General features: G+C 58.2%; 14 protein-coding genes. 6 read left to right on the top strand and 8 right to left on the bottom strand.

The window, feature by feature from the left end; genetic code table 11:
- Positions 1–106: 106 nt before the first annotated feature.
- The 3 genes from L7A20_RS01035 to L7A20_RS11960 form a co-directional block, all read right to left on the bottom strand.
- On the bottom strand, positions 107–1516 hold the full coding sequence (locus tag L7A20_RS01035; protein WP_237222087.1) for an FAD-dependent oxidoreductase: 1410 nt from the start codon (positions 1514–1516) through the stop codon (positions 107–109).
- A gap of 180 nt (positions 1517–1696) precedes the next feature.
- A complete protein-coding gene (locus L7A20_RS01030) occupies positions 1697–2149 on the bottom strand; it encodes a hypothetical protein (protein ID WP_237199142.1) in 453 nt (150 codons plus the stop codon).
- A 274-nt stretch (positions 2150–2423) separates the two neighbouring features.
- The gene (locus L7A20_RS11960) at positions 2424–2546 is read right to left on the bottom strand and encodes a hypothetical protein (protein ID WP_257617982.1); all 123 of its coding nucleotides are present in this window, start codon (positions 2544–2546) and stop codon (positions 2424–2426) included.
- Positions 2547–3620: 1074 nt separating this feature from the next.
- Here L7A20_RS11960 and L7A20_RS01025 point away from each other — a divergent pair.
- The 3 genes from L7A20_RS01025 to L7A20_RS01015 all read left to right on the top strand — a co-directional run bounded on the left by L7A20_RS01025 (position 3621) and on the right by L7A20_RS01015 (position 6312).
- On the top strand, positions 3621–4352 hold the full coding sequence (locus tag L7A20_RS01025; protein ID WP_237222086.1) for a sensor histidine kinase: 732 nt from the start codon (positions 3621–3623) through the stop codon (positions 4350–4352).
- Between the two features lie 12 nt (positions 4353–4364).
- A complete protein-coding gene (locus tag L7A20_RS01020; protein ID WP_237222085.1) occupies positions 4365–5015 on the top strand; it encodes a response regulator transcription factor in 651 nt (216 codons plus the stop codon).
- A 79-nt stretch (positions 5016–5094) separates the two neighbouring features.
- Positions 5095–6312: an ATP-binding protein gene (locus L7A20_RS01015; protein ID WP_272879197.1), complete on the top strand. Its 1218-nt coding sequence runs from the start codon at positions 5095–5097 to the stop codon at positions 6310–6312.
- A 107-nt stretch (positions 6313–6419) separates the two neighbouring features.
- On the opposite strand, the gene L7A20_RS01010 is transcribed toward L7A20_RS01015, so the two are convergent.
- The 4 genes from L7A20_RS01010 to L7A20_RS00995 form a co-directional block, all read right to left on the bottom strand.
- A complete protein-coding gene (locus L7A20_RS01010; RefSeq protein ID WP_237222084.1) occupies positions 6420–8717 on the bottom strand; it encodes an FdhF/YdeP family oxidoreductase in 2298 nt (765 codons plus the stop codon).
- Positions 8718–8747: 30 nt separating this feature from the next.
- Positions 8748–9629 carry a formate dehydrogenase accessory sulfurtransferase FdhD gene (gene fdhD, locus L7A20_RS01005; RefSeq protein WP_237222083.1) on the bottom strand — a complete coding sequence of 294 codons (882 nt, stop codon included), beginning with the start codon at positions 9627–9629 and terminating at the stop codon, positions 8748–8750.
- A complete protein-coding gene (locus tag L7A20_RS01000; protein ID WP_237222082.1) occupies positions 9616–9921 on the bottom strand; it encodes a DUF6457 domain-containing protein in 306 nt (101 codons plus the stop codon). Before L7A20_RS01000 ends, fdhD begins: the two co-directional genes overlap by 14 nt.
- Positions 9922–9986: 65 nt before the next feature.
- Positions 9987–10334 (bottom strand): DUF2218 domain-containing protein, encoded by a 348-nt coding sequence (locus L7A20_RS00995; RefSeq protein WP_237222081.1) that lies wholly within the window; start codon positions 10332–10334, stop codon positions 9987–9989.
- Between the two features lie 251 nt (positions 10335–10585).
- On the opposite strand from L7A20_RS00995, the gene L7A20_RS00990 reads away from it, so the two are divergent.
- The 3 genes from L7A20_RS00990 (at position 10586) to L7A20_RS00980 (ending at position 14011) form a co-directional block, all read left to right on the top strand.
- On the top strand, positions 10586–11770 hold the full coding sequence (locus tag L7A20_RS00990) for a polysaccharide pyruvyl transferase family protein (protein WP_237222080.1): 1185 nt from the start codon (positions 10586–10588) through the stop codon (positions 11768–11770).
- Between the two features lie 206 nt (positions 11771–11976).
- Positions 11977–13455: an NCS2 family permease gene (locus tag L7A20_RS00985; protein WP_237222079.1), complete on the top strand. Its 1479-nt coding sequence runs from the start codon at positions 11977–11979 to the stop codon at positions 13453–13455.
- Positions 13456–13588: 133 nt separating this feature from the next.
- A complete protein-coding gene (locus L7A20_RS00980; RefSeq protein ID WP_237222078.1) occupies positions 13589–14011 on the top strand; it encodes a YchJ family protein in 423 nt (140 codons plus the stop codon).
- 9 nt (positions 14012–14020) lie between these two features.
- On the opposite strand, the gene L7A20_RS00975 is transcribed toward L7A20_RS00980, so the two are convergent.
- On the bottom strand, positions 14021–15583 hold the full coding sequence (locus L7A20_RS00975; protein WP_237222077.1) for an RNA-binding domain-containing protein: 1563 nt from the start codon (positions 15581–15583) through the stop codon (positions 14021–14023).
- Positions 15584–15615: the final 32 nt, after the last annotated feature.

Below are 15615 nucleotides of genomic sequence, written 5' to 3'. Positions count from 1 at the left end.
CCGTTTCCCCCAAGGGGACCTTAAAACCTAAAAGGGACCGCATAATATGCGGTCCCTTTTAAGTTTTGCGGTCCCCTTCTACTAGAGACAGGGCCGGGGCAGTGAGCTACTGCTCGCCGCGTGAAATCGCCGTCATCTCGTCGCGGTCAACCACCTTGATGCGGGCGCGGGGCTCGCCGGCAGCGTCCTTGGCCTCTGCGCCCAGGGCCTTTTCGTGGTCGTCCAGGCGGTGCCAGCCTTCCCAGGTGGTGTAGCGGACGCCGGCCTGATCGAGGAAGGTCTCAATCGCTGCGGGGTCGGCTGCCTCGGCGGTGTAAAGGTTTTCGCGGTCTTCCAGCAGGTGGGTGACAGTTTCGAGGGCGTCTGACTTGGTAGAACCAATCAGGCCGACGGGGCCGCGCTTAATCCAGCCGGTGGCGTAGAGGCCGGGGACGGGTACGTCGCTGTCGTCGATGACGCGGCCCTCAACGTTGGTGATGACGCCGCGTTCGCTGTCGTAGCCAACCTCGGGCAGTTCGGAGCCGAAGTAGCCGATGGCGCGGTAGACGGCCTGCACGGGGTAGTCGATGAATTCGCCGGTGCCGGTAACGCCGCCGTTGCCGTTGAGCTCGGTGCGTTCCATCTTGATGCCGGTGACCTTGCCGTGCTCACCGAGGATTTCGGCGGGTGACTGCAGGAAGTGCAGGTGCAGGCGGCGGGAGGCTGTGCCGGGGTTTTCCTTCTGCTCTTCGAGCCAGCCATTGAGGGTCTTCATCATGACCTTGGTCTGGGCGTTGGTTTCCATGGCTTCGCGGGAGGCCTCGTCGAACTGGAAGTCTTCTTCGTAGAGCACGATGTCAACGTCGCGGGAGTGGGCCAGTTCGCGCAGTTCGAGGGGGGTGAACTTGATCTGGGCAGGGCCGCGGCGACCGAAGACGTGCACATCGGTGACAGGTGAGGCCTTGAGACCCTCGTAGACATTGTCGGGGATTTCGGTGACGAGCAGGTCGTCGGCATGCTTGGAGAGCACGCGGGCGACGTCGAGAGCTACGTTGCCGTTGCCGAGCACGGCGATTTCTTTGGCTTCCAGCGGCCAGGTGCGGGGCACGTCGGGGTGGCCGTCGTACCAGGAGACGAAGTCGGACGCGCCGTAGGAGCCGGTGAGTTCAACGCCGGGGATGTCGAGGTCGGCGTCCTTGATGGCGCCGGTTGCGAAGATGATGGCGTCGTAGTGCTTGCGCAGGTCGGCCAGGGTGACATCGGTGCCGTAGTTGACGTTGCCGAAGAAGCGGATATCGCCGCGGTCGAGCACCTTGTGCAGGGCGTTGATGATGCCCTTGATGCGGGGGTGGTCGGGGGCTACGCCGTAGCGGATTAGGCCGAAGGGGGCGGGGTAGCGGTCGAAGATGTCGATGGCTACGGGCACGGCTCCGGTGCGGACTTCTTCGCTTTTGGTGAGGATGTCTGCGGCGTAGATACCTGCGGGGCCTGCACCGATGACGGCGACGCGCAGGGCGCGGGGGGCTTCGGTTGACACGGGTTTTCCTTTCGGCGCCGGGCGTAGGTGGGCACGGCGGGTTGGGACTTTGGTTCTGCTCTAGTCTACCGAGTTTGGGGCGGACGCCGTCGCCCCGGTTACAGAGTAAGTCCTGGGGTTACCGCGGGTAGAGGCTGGTCGTAATAGATGTAACAGATGCGGGCGGGGGTGCGGGGTGCTTTAGATGGCTCCGGCCTGGGACCAGCCAGCGTCTAGGCATTCTTGGGGAGCGGTGAAGATACCGGTTTTGTTGTTCTCGCTCTGGGCAAGGACTTCTGCCGGGATCTGGCTGTAGTGCTGCTGGTATTCTTCCTCGCTCATGTAGTCACTGGCTAGTTCTTGCTCAGCAAACTCGGTGGGGTCAGCTAGTGTGCCACCGAAGCACATGACGCCGGAGTAGAGCACGTAGATATTGCCGGTGTCGATGCCCCGCTGAATATCTTCGTTAGAAATAGTGGGGCCCTGAGTTGCCAGCTCTTCGGGGCTGGCGGTTGCTGTGGTAGCAGGTGGCGGCACAGTGGTGGTGCGGACGCTCGGGGTGGAGCTTGGTGCCTCAGCTGTAGTGGACGCGCCGCTGGAGCAGGCTGCCAGCAGCGGAATGAGTAGGGCAAGGGGAAGGGCTCGACGTGGCATGGTGCAATCTCCTTTGAATACCAAGAATTGTAATTATTCCAGCAGACACATCTGAAGTTTTCAAGAGGTAGAAGCACCTTCAGTACTTAAGTACTGAGTTGTGCTTAGAAACTTGGCTCAACACTCCTTAAGGGTATTTTCCTCTTCACGCCAGCAGTCCCAAACTAGGCAGACATAGAAGTAAACAGTCAGGTGCATACTTTAACTGAAGTGTTTCTAGACAACCGCCAGGCCTGCATCTCACAGTTGGAGATGCAGGCCTAGCGGTGTCTATTTACTGATTCTCACGCTTAGCTTTTTGGTGCCGATACAGAGTTACCGTAGCAACACACAAGGTAGCAATTGCACCACCGTAGGTGATGTAGCTCAGAAGCGAGCTGAGAGTTTCTGAAGTCATGCTTTGCTCCTATTTAAAATATTTGGGTTAATATCCTGACGGCTTATTAATCTTCCACCATATTCCTGTGGTCAAAAGCAATAAGAGTGCCGGTATCGCAACATAGATAGCCCAAGCTACACCTGAATGTCACGATTCTAATGCTTTTAAACTGATAGAGGTGAAAAATGCAGACAAACAAAGAACCCAGACTGATTTTTTATCCATCTTTAAGGCATAAAAACTGTAAGGCAGCCCAGGATAGAAGTAGACATTTCATTCCCCTTTGAATAACTGAGATATAGCGGATAACTGAAACCCCTTGGTGTTTCTCCGCAGGTTTCTTGTCACATTTCAATAGTAGGTATCGAAGAGCACCCCAGGCAAGGAAAAACGGCCGACGGAGGCAAGGTCAATACTTAAGTACCGACTTCCCTATAACCCCTTGAAGTTTGTCCGAAAACCCTGTATTCCTAGGCATAGAACTCCAACTATGTCAAAGGAGATCCAGATGAAAGCGACTCTGACAACCCTGTTAGTTGCCCTTACCCTAGCGTTACCTGCACAAAATCACCTTTACGGCCACCACGCACCCACTTCTGCCACCCCAGAAGTAGAGTTAGCTATCGGCTGTCCAAAATTTTTGGAACATCTACGACTCTGTAAAAAATAGAAATCCATATGAACTACCTCGAAATCACCCGTAACCTCCCTGCTATAAAGCCAACAGGGAAACTACGCATTACTCTACTCTTCGTTACAGTTCTGGTGACCCTTGGTGACTTTCTACAGGTACCCTATCTTTCTGGAGCAGACCGCTTCTACAACCTAGTGTCTCTGCTGCTCCTTACGCTCCTGCTCTACACCTTCTATGCCAAGAAAATATTCACCCCGTACATTTTCTGCGTTGGGCTTGTAATTAGTTCCTTTTATACTCATATTCCCGATAACAGTTTCTTCTACCTAGGAATATTTTTTGGGGTTCCCCTAGCAGTTTTTCTAGCTAGCTCAAGGCAGCTTATTTTATTAGGAGTTAGCGTACTTTTATTTTTCTTCAGCGGGTTTGTAAATCAAAATTTTCTCAGCTGGCTCATCGTGTCATTATCCTTCTGTGTTCTTCTATTTTTTGTTCCCCTAGCACTACGAATCTCCTGGGAACAGAAAAAGACCCTGGCTCAGGAATATGCCGACTACAAAGAACAGGTAGCTGAATCCAACCGCGCCCTAGCCCGCGAACTTCACGACACCGTAGCCCGGCACATCAGCGTCATCGGCCTCACCACCGGCCAAGGACTCGACGCAATCACCCCCAGCGACAAAGACGCCGCCCTACACACCATCGAAGAACACACCCACAAAGCCCTCACAGACATGCGCCTGCTGATCCGCACCACCCGAGGAGACGCCGACCCCACAGCCCTACCCCAGACGTCCGCCCCCACCATCAACCTCACCCAGACCCTAGCCCAAGCCCGCAAAGACCTCACCGACCACGGCTTCACCCTGCACGAAAACATCACCATCACCGAAGCCAACCTACCCGACGGCGTGCGCCCCACCTTCCACAAACTCATCCAAGAAATCTGCCACAACGCCAAAAACTATGCCCAACCAGGCTGCACCATCACCGTCACCGCCAAACCCAACCTCACCGGCGTCACCGTCACCACTTCCAACCCCGCCACCCCCAAAAAACACACCCGGGGCACCGGCTACGGGCTTGTCGGCATAGGTGAGCGCATCCGCGCCCTCGGCGGAACCATGCACTACGGAGTAACAGACACAACCTGGAACCTCACCATCCACCTGCCCCTCGCCACCGCCTAGAAAGCACCCACCATGCACCAACCCACCGTAGCCCTCATCGAAGACGACCCCGACTTCAACGAGCTCCTGGGCCTCTACATCAAAAACGACCCCGACCTCAACCTCATCGCCACAGGACGCAACGGGCAAGAAGCCATCACCATCGCCAATACCCTACGCCCCGAGGTCTTCCTCATGGACCTCAACATGCCCGTCATGGACGGCATAGAAGCCACCCGGCACATCCTGGCAACCCACCCAGACACTAAAATCATCGCCGTCACCACCTTCGATAGCTACAGCTACGTCAGCCAAGCCCTCGCCGCAGGCGTCCACGGCTACCTCCTCAAAAACTCCCGCGCCAAGGAAATCAAACAAGCGGTCACAGCTGCGGTTGAGGGGCGGGCCATCATCGACCGGCGGGCCCTCGCCAGCCTGGTTATCTCCATGAACCTCACCCAACCACCCCAGGGTGACCCCTGGAGCGAACTCAACGAGACAGAGCAGGCCATCACCAAACTCGTCTGCCTGGGGCACACTAACCAGGAAATCGCGGAAGAGCTGAACTACTCACTCTCAAACGTCAAAAACACACTCTCACAGGTCTACAAAAAGATGGGCGTCACCACCCGCACGCAGCTCCTAGTACACGCCGGGCACCACAACTTCCCGGTGCTGGACTAAAACTTCATCTGCCCTGTAATTTCAGGTATACCTGAAATTACAGGGCAGATTTCACTTAATTTCAGGTATATTCGAAATTATGACTCAGCTTCTTGCTCGCGACCGCTACCTTGACCTGTTAACCAGCATCACGGACCCCGCTCTTGTACGGGTCATTACCGGCGTACGACGCTGCGGCAAATCAGCCCTACTTCGAATGTATCGAGAACACCTCATAAGCCACGGGGTTGCCCCTCACCAGATACTATCTATCAATTTTGAAGACATGAGCAACGACAACCTGCGAGATCCGCAGATCTTCCACGCACATGTTCTCGAAACGATAGAAAACCACGAAGTACGGTTTCTACACATCGACGAAGTTCAGGAACTAAATGACTGGGCTCGCGTCGTAAACTCACTGCGTAGCCGCGAGAATCTTGAAATCTGTGTTACCGGATCCAACGCGTCAATGTTCATTTCTGAGTCCATCACCTATTTAGCAGGGCGCTATATCGAGATATCCATGCTCCCCCTGTCATTGACCGAATTTACTCGTTTCCGAGAACACTCAGGGGTACACTTCACAGGAGCAGTTCAGGCCTACCAACAATGGATCAAATGGGGTACCTTCCCAGCAGCAGCTGTAACAACCAACGAAGAAGTAGTACGACAGCTCAACACCGGTCTCTTTGACTCAATCTTTACCAGGGACATAGCGTTACGCGGGCAGATACGTGATACCGAAGCCTTTCTGCGAGTAGCCCGTTTCGTTTTTGATAACGCAGGCTCTGAACTTTCAACCCTCTCCATCGTGAAACAACTCAAGTCACACGGCAGGAATGTTTCATCTGAGCTCGTAGATCGATACCTACAGTTAATGGTCGACGCGCACTTACTTTACCGCTGCCGCCGGTACGACACCCAAGGGAAGCAGTGGCTAAAGACCAACGGGAAAATGTACTTCGTAGACCCCGGTCTACGCAATTCTTTGCTAGGGTCACGGGATTACAACAGGGGTCGAGACCTCGAAAATATGGTGTACCTAGAACTTCTCCGCCGGGGTTTTGAAGTCACCACCGGGCAGGTCCCCGAAGGTGAAATAGACTTTCTAGCCAAGAAAGAAGGGCGCACAATCTATATTCAGGTAGCCCTAACAACAGAATCTGAGCAAACCCTAGCACGAGAATTAGCCCCTTTTCAGCGACTATCCCCCGGAGCGCGTTGCCTCCTACTCACAGGTGATAGATTCGCCCCTTCAACAGGTGATATTGAGTGGCTAGATGTATTTGAGTTTTTAGCCGGTTCATCCTTCTAGTATCTAATGTAATCGAAAGCTTCATCAGCATGTTCTTAGAACGCGCTGATGAAGCTTTCGATTACCTTGGGCGGGCCGAGGCCCGGCCGTCCGCCCGCTACCGCCGGTTAAGCCTTACGCCCCAGCGATTCCAGGCGCACCAGCACCGACTTATACACCGGAGTGTTCGAGCGCTTCGCCGCCGAATCAAGCGGAACCAGCACATTGCCCTCGGGCAGGTAGACGGTGCAGCAGCCGCGGGCGTGGTCGTACTCCACCACACGGAAATTAGGAGCCCGACGCTCGCCGTCCTCCCAGACCGACACAATATCCACCAGGGAGCCGTCCTCAAGGTCCAGGGCGGCAATGTCGTCCCGGTGCATAAAGACCACGCGGCGGCCACCGCGCACGCCGCGGTAGCGGTCGTCCAGCCCGTAAATCGTGGAATTGAACTGGTCATGCGAACGCACCGTCGACAGCAGCAGGTGACCCTCGGGAACCTCCAGCACGTTGGTCTCATTGACCGTCAACCGGGCCTTGCCGGTTTCGGTGTTGAAGACGCGCTCACGCGGGCCGTTCGGCAGGTAGAAACCACCGGGCTTCTCAATCCGCTCGTTGTAGCGCTCAAACCCGGGGATAGTGCCCTCAATAGCCTCACGAATCACGCCGTAGTCGTCAATCATGGGCTGCCAGAAATCATCACCAAAGGTTTCACGGCCCACCGAGCAGATAATCTCTACCTCTGACTTGAGGTCGAGGTCATCGTTAGCAGTGCGCTTGCCGATAGAAGCAGAGACGATACCGAAGGAGTTCTCCACGGTAATCTTCTGCGGGCCGGACGCCTGCACATCGCGGTCAGTACGGGCCAGGACGGGCAGAATCAGGGCCTTCTCGCCGGGGAAGGCGTGCGACCCGTTGGGCTTGGTCGAGAGGTGGACGGTCATCTCCTGGCTGCTCATAGCCTTCTCGCAGGCGGTGGTATCTGAGGCAACGCGCACCAGGTTACCGCCCAGGGACATGAAGAACTGGTTCTTCCCATCGCGCATCTGGCGCAGGGCGTCCACGGTATCAAGGCCGTGCTCGCGGGGGACGGGGAAGCCGAAGTAGTCTTCAAGAGCCGCAAGGAAGGGCTCGGGCATCTTCTCCCAGATACCCACGGTGCGGTTGCCCTGCACGTTCGAATGGCCGCGGAAGGGGGCCGAACCGGCCCCGGGCTTGCCCATGTTGCCGGTGAGGAAGAGGAAGTTCATCATCTCCCGCAGGGTACCCACCGATTCGCGGTGCTGGGTGACGCCCAGGGTCCAGGAGACAATAGCGTTTTCAGAGGCCTCTACCAGGTCGGCAACCCGCGCCACCTGGGCAGCCGAAATGCCAGAGCCGCGTTCCAGCTCAGCGTCGTCCAGACCCAAAAGGTGCTCGCGTAGCTGCTCGAAGCCATCCGTAAATTTCTCAATGAAAACGTGGTCAATGGCGTCGCGCCGAATCAGCTCTTTGTTGAGCTGCTGGAAGAAGGCGCGGTCACCGTCCAGCCGCACCTGCAGGTACTCGTCCGCCAGCTTTTCGGGCACAATCATGCCCACCGGCGACTGGGGTTCGCGGAAGGCCATCAGGCCGGTTTCAGGCATGGGGTTGAGCACCACCATCTTGCCGCCGTTTTCCTTCATCTTCTTGAAGCTGGTCAGCGAGCGCGGGTGGTTGGTGCCGGGGTTCTGCCCCACCGAGATGAGCAGGTCGGTGGTTTCGAGGTCGCTCATGGTGATTGAGCCCTTGCCCAGGCCGGCGACCTCTTTGAGGGCGACGCCGGTGGACTCGTGGCAGAGGTTGCCGCAGTCGGGCAGGTTGTTGGAGCCCAGGCGGCGGGCCAGCAGCTGGAAGGCGTAGGCGGCCTCGTTGGAGGCGCGGCCCGAGGTGTAGAAAACGGCCTTGGTGGGGTCGGTTTTCTTGAGCTGCTCAGCAATCAGTTCAAAGGCGCGCTCCCAGGTGACGGGGCGATAGTGGTCGTCGCCGCTAGAGCGGTCGTAGAGCAGGGGCTGGGTGATGCGGCCCTGCTTGCCCAGCCAGAAATCGGTCTTGTCGCGCAGCTCGGTCACAGAGTACTGCGCCCAGAAATCGACGCCCGCGCGTTCGGGGGTGGTCTCCTCAGCGATCGCCTTGGCGCCGTTTTCGCAGAACTCCACCACGTTCATGTCTTTCTGGTGGGGTTCGGGCCAAGCGCAGCCAGGGCAGTCGACGCCGCCGTGCTGGTTCATATTAATCAGGGGGAGCAGACCGCGGGCCGGGATCGCGTGGGCCATAGCGTGCAGCACACCACCGGGGCCCGCCGCAACCTTGGTGCGGTGGCCAATCTTGGGATTATCAAAGGCCGTGGCTTCTTCGCTCACGCGGCTGACAACAGGGACGTCTTCGTGCTTGCTTACCGTGCTCATACACCCCAGTGTAGCGCGATGTGGGCCAGGTTACTGAGCCAACTGGCCAGAGTAGAGGTTAAAACGGCGTTCTCGAGCAAAAGCTACCAGGGTGAGGCCCGATTCCTTGGCAAGATCCACAGCTAGCGAGGACGGGGCCGAAACCGCCACGAGCGCCGAGAAACCGGCCAGCACCGCCTTCTGCACCAGCTCAAAGGACGCCCGCGAGCTGACCACCAGCGTCCGCCCCGGTAGGCCGGGGGCTGGGGGCTCCAGCCCGTCGTTCATGAGCAGGTGGCCCACCACCTTGTCCACGGCGTTGTGGCGGCCGATGTCTTCGCGGGCAACCAGCAGTTCGCCGGACGGCTCAAAAACGGCGGCAGCGTGAATACCACCGGTTTTCTTGAAAATTACCTGGTGGTCGCGCAGGCGGGAGGGCAGTTCCAGCACCTGCTCGGGGGTGAGCGCGGTGGGCGGTATGGGGCGACTGGCCTTGCCCATAATGGAGTCAATCGAGGCCGACCCACACACCCCGCAGGCCGAGTTGGTCACGGTCAGGCGCAGGGGTGCAGCCTTCTCAAAGAGGGGTAGGACGCCGCCCGCCGGGCTGGGGTGCGTAGCTTCAGGGACTGCGCGGGTCAGGTCAAGCACGTTGTAGGTGTTGGCGCCGTCCGGCCCGGTCGCCCCCGCACAGTAGCGGGCGGTGCTAATCTCAGCGGCGCTCCTAATCAGCCCCTCGGCGTGCAGGAACCCATGGGCCAGCTCAATATCGTGCCCCGGAGTGCGCATGGTGGTGGTGACGGTCTGGCCATCCAGCCTGATTTCGAGGGGCTCTTCAGCGGTGAGGGCGTCAGCCCGGCGGTCTACCGAAAAGGTGCCGTCGTCTTTGAGCACGTACCGGGTAGCCGGGGCGGTGCGGTTAAGCCTGCCCATGGTTCTCCCGGTACTCCTCGATCAAGGCCTCCACCTGTTCCAAAGCCGAGCGGACGCGCTCCCCCGCCTGACCGGCGTCCGCCTGGTTTTCTGCCTGCGCGGCCGCGTAACCCACCAGGAAGGCAGCCAGGGGTGCTGCCGGGCGCACCACCCCGTGCGCCACATGCTTGGTCATACCCAGAAGATGGGGCATGGTCTGCTCCATCAGGGCAGGGTCAAGATTCAGGCGGGTGGCCAACTCGGCAAGAAAATCGCGGGCAACCTCAAGGTCGCGAGGGTCTCTCTGGCTCATAACGCTCCAACGGTGCAGCGGGAAAAAATTTCAGTTTCAAACATACACCCGCACACCGCAAGAGCCTAGAGGGCTACGAAAGTGACGGCAAGACCGTCCTTCTCACCAAAGCGTTCCAGGTGGCGGCCCAGCACACCCTCAAGGCGCTCACGCTTCTCGGGGGTCTCCGCGTAGGTCAGCAGGACAAGGTGTTCAACACCGTCAACCTCCTGCACCAGCACATCGCCGTAGCCATCGAAATTGCCGTCACGGTTGAAGGTCAGGCGGTGGCCACCCTCAATCTCTTCAGCCAGAATCTTATGCCCGAAGTGGCTAGCGAGCTGCTTGGCATAGCGGGCGGGGCGGTCGGTCAGGACGACGGCGCGCGAGCGGACGGTCAGGGTGTCGATGGAGGGGTAGGACGCGGAATCCACGGCTAGCCTTTCTTATAAGTTAGGTTTGCCTAAATTATACTCAGAGTATCGAAGCAGGCATACCTTTCTTTTCACTATGTTGCTTCCCCCAGAGTGCCACCACAAAGGACCATGCAGCCCCGGCCTATAATTACACCCAGCAGGTGCCCTGCCACACACTCACACGAAGATTTAAAAGACCTCCCGCACGCTCAAAACATAAGGTAATTCGTAACCTTCATCCACCGCAACGCCCACAGGAGTTAGCCCGCATGCTCAATAAGTTCCTCCGCAAGGACTCCCCCACCCCACCTGCCCCAGCGCCTGCACCGGTAGAACACAAAGAAGCGCCCGCGCCCGGTAAGCCCATCTACCTCATCTCCATGGCCGGCTACCCCAACTACGGCGACGAACTCATCACCCTGCGCTGGCTCCAGTACCTGGCAGCAACCCACCCCGCCACCGAGGTCTGGCTCGATGTGCGCGAACCGGGCCATGCGACGTCCCTCTTCAAACACGCCCACCCCAAACTGCACGTCACCAACACCCTCTTCCGGGCAATTCACGAGCACCTCCAGGGCGATTCCAGGACCCCGGCCGATAAGATCCGTGAGCTCAGCACGCCCAACTACGACCTGGGCATCATCGACCTGCGGGAGGCAGGCACCCTGCACCTGCTCGGTGGCGGTTACATCAACTCCCTCTGGCCCGAAAACCAGCTACTCGTAGACGCCATGCGCGCCACCCGTGACATCTCAGGCGCCCGCCTCTTTGCCACAGGTCAGGGCCTCACCCCGCGCAACGACGAAACCTTCGGAGACTTCGATCACGTCAGCGTACGCGACCTACCCAGCGCAGAAGCACTCGGCCTAGAAACCGGCCTCGACGACGCCCTGCTGCTCCCACCCGGCCAGTCACCCGCGTCCGCCCTTCAAACAGGACGCCCCGAAGAGCTCTACCTCTGCATACAAAATGACGCCCTCGAACCCGGGGCCCACGAAGCAATGCTCGCCTTCGCCCGCGCCCAAATCGAGCACTTCGACATCCCCAAGGAACGCACCTACTATGTCGAAGCCATCCCCGGCAACGACTACGCAGGCTACGACGCCCTCCGCGACCTCGTAGCCGACGACGGGTTCATTCCCTTCTCACGCTTCTGGCGTGAAAACTTCACCTACGCCCCCCACCAGGTATGGATCACCAGCCGCTTCCACCACCACCTCACCGGCGCCCTCCACGGGGCCCGCGGCATCGCCCTCAACGGGCAACCCGGTTACTACGACGTCAAACACCAGTCCGTCCTCAACTTAGGTAGCAACTGGAAGCTCGTTAGCCCCCTCAGCGACCCACAAAACCCCCTTGACCTCACCGAGCTCACGAGCCCCCGTAGCTTTATCCACCACATCCGCGCCAAGCGGCAAGAAGCCCAGGAGCTCTACCCCAGCCGTCCGCTCTAAAAAACAAAAGGACGCCCCGCCCTCCCCAACAGGAGAAGCGGGGCGTTCGCGCCCTCCCCTTGCACAGCGTCACACCCGCCGCTCTCGCCAGAAACCGGCACACGGGCGTACACTAGACAGGTACATCAGCGCCGTCCGCACCAAAGACGGCGCACTTTCATTTCTGGGCCACACAAACCCACACGAGTATCTACGGATTTTCACGAATGTCTTCTGAGAACACCGCGGCTCACAAACCCGCACCCTCAGCGCCCACCAGCGCCATCGACCGCTACTTCAAAATCACCGAACGCGGATCCACCCTCTCCACCGAAGTCCGCGGCGGTCTAGCGACCTTCTTCGCTATGGCCTACATCGTGGTGCTCAACCCCCTCATCCTGGGCCTCGGCCCCGACGGCGCAGGCAACACCCTCGGCGTCGAGCGCGTCGCTGCAGCAACCGCGCTGGTGGCGGGCGTCCTGACCATCATCATGGGCCTCTGGGCCAAGCAACCCTTCGCCATGGCGGCGGGCCTGGGCGTTAACGCGTTGCTGGCCTCCACCATCGCAACCACCCCCAACCTGACCTGGCCCCAGATTATGGGCCTGGTCGTCTGGGCCGGTATCGTCATGGCTATTCTGGTGCTCACCGGCTTCCGCCGCGCCGTCTTCGACGCCGTCCCCGAATCGCTCAAGACCGCCATCGTCGTGGGCATCGGCCTCTTCATCTCACTGATTGGCCTGGTCAACGCGGGTATCGTCCGCCGTATGCCCGATGCCGCAGGCACCACCGTACCCGTCTCCTTCGGCGCCGGCGGCCACCTGCAGGGCTGGCCCATCTTCGTCTTCCTCTTCGGTCTCTTCCTCACCGTCGCCCTTTTCATCCGCAACGTGCGCGGTGCAATTCTCATCGGTGTAGTTGCCTCAACCATCTTGGCAATCGTGCTGGAAAAGGTCTGGCCCTCCGGCTCCTCCATGGACTCAGCCACCGGCTGGTCCCTCATGATCCCCGGCATCCCCACCCAGTGGATCGGTCACCCCGACCTCTCCCTGCTGGGTTCCGTTGATATGGTCGGCGCTTTCTCCGGCTCATCCCTGGGCACCCTGGGCGCAACCATGCTCATGTTCGCCATCCTGCTGGCTGTCTTCTTCGACGTCATGGGCACTTCCGTGGGTCTGGCCTCTGAAGCTGGCACCATCGATGAGGACGGCAAGATTGAGAACATCGACCGCGTTCTGCTGATTGACGCCGCCGGTTCCGTGCTCGGTGGTGGCTCATCGTCCTCAGCCCACCAGATTTTCGTGGAATCCGCCACCGGCATCGGTGAAGGCGCCCGCACCGGCTTCGCTAACATCGTCACCGGTGCCCTCTTCCTGCTGGCTGTCTTCATCTCCCCGCTGGTCTCCATCGTGCCCTTCGAGGCTGTAGCCCCTGCCCTGGTGGTCGTTGGCTTCCTGATGGTCCGCCAGGCTGTTCACATCGACTGGACCGATTGGGGCCTGGGCATTCCTGCCTTCCTCACCATCATCATGATGCCCTTCACCTACTCCATCGCGGACGGTATCGGTGCCGGCTTCGTCGCCTTCACCTTCATCCGCCTGGTACAGGGCCGCGGTAAGGAAGTACACCCGATTATGTACATCGTCTCAGCCGCCTTCCTGGTCTTCTTCGGCATGGGCGTGATTGAGGGCTGGCTGCACGCCTAACCCTCCTCTTTCCTCAGTACCCCAGTTTTGGTGCAGTTACCCCGGTTTTTACCCGAGGTAGCTGCACAAAAACTGGGGTATTTGCTTTTAAAGAGGACGGGTTGCCCACCTGCCTACCTGTTTTAATAGAGGCATGCTTGAACCCGATACCCGCTGCCCCTGCGGCACCGGCGAAGTGTACGGCGCCTGCTGCGGCCGCTACCATTCCCGGTTTGCCCAGGCCGGCGAACTAACTGCACCGACTCCTGAAGCGCTGATGCGCTCCCGCTTCACCGCCTTTGCGGTGGGCCTGCCCGACTACCTGCTAGCCACCTGGCACCCGAGCACGCGGCCGACGTCCTTGCACCTCGACGACAGCCTGCGCTGGTACCGACTCGACATTCTCAGCACGGCAGGCGGCCCCTTTGACAGCACCGGCGGCGTAGAGTTCGCCGCCTACTACAGGTCAGTGCCGGGGACGCCGGAGGACGAGCGGGTACGCGGAGTGCAGACCGAGGTCTCCCGCTTCACTAAGGACGGCGGGGTGTGGTTTTACGTTGACGGTGAGCTCAGCTGAGGCTGAAAACTAGGCAGCCCGGTAGACAGTAGAGTGGCTACCCTGCCCGCCTTCTCGAATAACAGCCCCAGAATCTATCAGAGGACGCAGGGCATAACGTACCTGAGCCAAAGTGAGGTTGAGTTTCTGAGCAAGTTCCGTTGCAGACAGGGTGCCCTCATGACTCAAAGTCGCTAGAACCAGAGGGGAGTTCTTTCCAAACTTAGGTGAGGAGCTAGCTACCTGTGTTGGGCGAGACTGGTTGGCGGGAATATTCGTGTTGAAAGATAGCGGGGAAAAAGTAGTTCCCTGTTGTCCGACCAGTTGCCTGCGCTCCAGCTGGCTTAACCAGAGAATGACCTTGAACTTGACCCCGCTATTGATGAGCTGAGGCAAACGCAAACCAACTTGAGCCATAGCAGAGAAACCTTCCTGGATCCCGCCGCCTTCACCCTCAATCAGGCGGTCACCCTCAGAAGTGCGCAGATACTTTGCAGCATCATAAAGTCTTTGGTTAACAGCCGCCTGGGTATGATCCATGGACTCCAGCTGAGCAACTGAAAGACCTCTAAGGCCACCGGGGCTCTCGATGAACAACCCTTTACTACTATCCAGACGAATTTGGATGCTCTTTCCTTCGCCCAAGGTCGAGGGCCCCAAATCACGATGAATAAGAGCATTAGCAATAAATTCTCGCACGGCTCTCATGGGTAGAATTGAGCGGTCAATCATATGCCCATCCGGCTGATAAACCTGCTCGGTAGGAATATTCTCCGCGCACCAGTCCATGATATCTTCGAGCAAATCCGGCAGAGGGCCATCAAAATCTCGCCGATTTCGGGTACGAACACCTTCTGCACCAGGAAGTCGGACGGCAGCCGTTACTGTCAAAGCTGGGCAAAACCCCTGGGGATACTTCCCTAGCGCATACATACCTGCCAGAGTCACCTGCCCCTCTGCTGTCAGCAAACCTTTAACACGTAAAACGTCTTCATCTTTGCTGTACTTAGCCAGACGTTTAGAGCTAGATCGGGCGTTGGACAGGTAAACCTTCAGGTACTGGGTATCTAAGTCATCGATACTGCTGTTAGGTACAGCAGCCTGGTCATAGAAAATTTGTTCTTCGGCATGTAATTTGGCTACCTCAATCATGCGACGTTCACTGTCGTTCATGGGGTAGTCACCATCTGACTGCCGCAGGTAGGCCTGGCCCTTGTAGAAGGCCGGCCGGTCTAATACATTAAGCCCCTTCACTGCTACAAGAAGAACAGTACAGGGCTGAATTTCTTTCTCACTTTTAAAAGTGAAAGAGTGAAAATCTAAATGAGGGCTGGGATGAACATGTTCTCTTGTCAATGAGGCAACACCAGCTTCAACTTCAGGAGCAACGCCTACGATTGAGAAATTTCTTTTCTCATCAACCCCTAAAATAAGGGTGCCTCCATCAGGCATGTTAGCAAAGGCAGACAGAGTTTGGCCTAGATTTTGAGGCAGTCCCTGGTGGGCACTTTTGACCTCAATCTCGGTACTATCAAATCCCCGCTCACGGAGCGCTACAAGTGTTTCTTCAAGAGTGTGAGCAGACCATTCCATGGGTCAAGTATAGAATACTCTCACTAACAATT

It is taken from the genome of Rothia nasimurium (assembly GCF_928381415.1).
Taxonomy (GTDB): Bacteria; Actinomycetota; Actinomycetes; order Actinomycetales; family Micrococcaceae; genus Rothia; species Rothia nasimurium_H.
This window is presented reverse-complemented; position numbering and strand designations above follow the sequence as displayed.